At 63.8% G+C, this 260-nt stretch carries 1 pseudogene; it reads right to left on the bottom strand.

The window, feature by feature from the left end:
- Window positions 1–260 (bottom strand): annotated as a pseudogene (locus GSQ79_RS29325) (ISL3 family transposase); the annotation flags it as partial.

The raw sequence follows: 260 nt of genomic DNA, 5'->3' as shown, positions 1-260 counted from the left end.
GAACGGTTCGAAGCAGGGTATCTCGGCTGACAGGCAGCATGAGACGCCGTACGAGCCGGGCAGCGGGGCGCCCGCCGAGGGCAAGGCCGCAACAATGGACTATGCCGTCGAGGCGGCTCGTGCGCCTCGCGAACGGTCTTGCAATCTTATCGCCGAGAGACTCGGCAAAGGTTTGGCGACGACACACAGTGCTTGCACACCGGAACCTTCGAACCGTCACTTCGATCGATACGGCGCACCCGTGGGCCGGGAGATCGGAA

It is taken from the genome of Beijerinckia sp. L45 (assembly GCF_009765775.1).
In the GTDB taxonomy this organism is placed as follows: domain Bacteria; phylum Pseudomonadota; class Alphaproteobacteria; order Rhizobiales; family Beijerinckiaceae; genus RH-AL1.
This window is presented reverse-complemented; position numbering and strand designations above follow the sequence as displayed.